The 2,293-nt window shown below is 67.2% G+C and carries 3 protein-coding genes; all 3 read left to right on the plus strand.

The genetic code is table 11. From position 1 onward, the window contains the following. Positions 1-283: hypothetical protein (locus tag ACOADB_RS24920; protein ID WP_378605216.1), on the plus strand; the 283-nt coding region annotated here is incomplete at its 5' end. Positions 284-456: 173 nt separating this feature from the next. After that, positions 457-1,257, plus strand: a complete 801-nt coding sequence (locus ACOADB_RS24925; RefSeq protein ID WP_378605219.1) for an electron transfer flavoprotein subunit beta/FixA family protein — start codon at positions 457-459, stop codon at positions 1,255-1,257. Between the two features lie 12 nt (positions 1,258-1,269). Beyond that, positions 1,270-2,232, plus strand: a complete 963-nt coding sequence (locus tag ACOADB_RS24930) for an electron transfer flavoprotein subunit alpha/FixB family protein (RefSeq protein ID WP_378605222.1) — start codon at positions 1,270-1,272, stop codon at positions 2,230-2,232. The last annotated feature ends 61 nt before the right edge of the window (positions 2,233-2,293 follow it).

The raw sequence follows: 2,293 nt of genomic DNA on the forward strand, positions 1-2,293 counted from the left end.
CCTCGGCGCACGGGTGATCTGGGGGGTCTGCGTCACCCTGGCGCTGATCCTCGCCGCCGCCGCCTTCACCTTCGCGCTGGAGGCCAACGCCAACAACGACCTGGTGAAGATCGTTCGGGACCTCGCCAACACCTTCGACCTCGGCTTCTTCGACCTGGACAACCCGGTCAAGGAGTTCACTGGCAAGAACGACGACGTCAAGACAGCGCTGTTCAACTACGGCATCGCCGCTGTCGTCTACCTCGTCATCGGCCGGCTTCTCGAGAGGGTCATCCGGCCCTGAACCAGCCTGTTCGGCCAGGGACTGTGAGGTAGTCCACTGAGATGCGGTTTCCGCGGTGGCGAACCGGACGGTAGCCTGCCGAACGCTGTCCTGAAGAGGACCACACAGTTGTTCCCTGCGCCAACTACGGCGCGGGGCTCGTTGCACAGGAAGGGGCCGGTCCGGCCACAACCATGACTCTCTCCAACATTGTCGTTCTTGTGAAGTACGTTCCCGACGCCACGGGCGACCGGAAGTTCGAGGCGGACAACACTGTTGACCGCGTCGGCGTCGACGGTCTCCTCTCGGAGCTCGACGAGTACGCCGTCGAGCAGGCTCTCCAGATCAAGGAGAAGCGCCCCGACGAGGAGATCACCGTCACCGCGCTGACCGTCGGTCCCGCCGCCGCCGAGGCCGCCGTGCGCAAGGCGCTGCAGATGGGCGCCGACAAGGCCGTCCACGTGCAGGACGACGCCATCGCCGGCTCGGACGCCATCGCCACCTCGCTCGTGCTCGCCAAGGCGATCGAGAAGATCGGTGTCCCGGAGCTCATCGTCGGTGGCCTCGCGTCGACCGACGGTGGCCTGAGCGTGGTGCCGGCGATGCTGGCCGAGCGTCTCGGTCTCCCGCAGGTGACCCTCGCTGCCGTGGTCGAGTCGCAGGGCGACCAGGTCCGCATCAAGCGTGACGGTGACTCCGCGACCGAGGTCATCGGTGGCACGCTGCCGCTGGTCCTGTCGGTCACCGACCAGTCGGGCGAGGCGCGCTACCCGTCGTTCAAGGGCATCATGGCCGCGAAGAAGAAGCCCCTCGAGGCACTCACCCTCGCCGACATCGGCGTGGACGCTTCCGAGGTCGGCATCGACGCTGCCTGGACCAAGGTCGAGACCGTGACCGAACGCCCGGCGCGCACCGCCGGCGAGATCGTCAAGGACGAGGACGGATCGGGCGCCACGGCGCTGGTCGAGTTCCTTGCGTCCAAGAAGTTCATCTGAGGAGCCTGAGCCATGTCTGAAGTTCTCGTTCTCGTCGACCACGTCGACGGTGCTGTCAAGAAGCCCACCTACGAGCTGCTGGCGATCGCCAAGCGGATCGGGTCCCCGTCCGCCGTCTTCATCGGTGGTGCCGACAAGGCTGCCGCCGCTGCTGACGCGGTCAAGGCGTACGGCGCCGACAAGGTCTACGTCGTCGACGACGCGGAGATCAAGGGCTACCTCGTGGCCCCCAAGGCCGAGGTGCTCGAGCAGATCGCTGCTGCCGCCTCGCCCGCCGCGATCCTGGTCCCGGCCTCGGCCGAGGGCAAGGAGATCGCCGGTCGCCTGGCGATCAAGCTCTCCTCGGGCCTGATCACCGACGCCGTGGACGTCCAGGTCAACGGCAGCGACATCGTCACGACCCAGTCCGTCTTCGCCGGCAACTTCACGGTCGAAGCCAAGGTCGTCAAGGGCACCCCGATCATCGCGGTCAAGCCCAACGCTGCCGCTCCGGAAGAGGGTGCCGGCGCCGGCGCCGTCGAGCAGTTCGCTGCGACCATCTCCGATGGCGCCAAGACCGCGCAGATCGTGGCCTCGCAGCCGCGTCAGGCCACCGGTCGTCCCGAGCTCACCGAGGCCGCGATCGTGGTCTCCGGTGGTCGTGGCACCGGCGGTGACTTCACCGCGGTCGAGGGTCTCGCTGACGCACTGGGTGCAGCCGTGGGTGCCTCGCGTGCCGCGGTCGACTCCGGCTGGAAGCCGCACGCCTTCCAGGTCGGCCAGACCGGCAAGGTCGTCTCGCCGCAGCTGTACGTCGCGAACGGCATCTCCGGTGCCATCCAGCACCGCGCCGGCATGCAGACGTCGAAGACGATCATCGCCGTGAACAAGGACGAGGAAGCCCCGATCTTCGAGCTCGTCGACTTCGGTGTCGTGGGGGACCTGCACTCCGTGCTGCCCGCCGTGACCGCCGAGATCGTGAAGCGCAAGGGCTGACAGTTTCTCTTCAGCCGGAGGACGTCGTACTTTGGTGCGGCGTCCTTCGGTTTGAACGGCT

Source organism: Nocardioides sp. CPCC 206348 (assembly GCF_048654705.1).
Lineage (GTDB): Bacteria > Actinomycetota > Actinomycetes > Propionibacteriales > Nocardioidaceae > Nocardioides.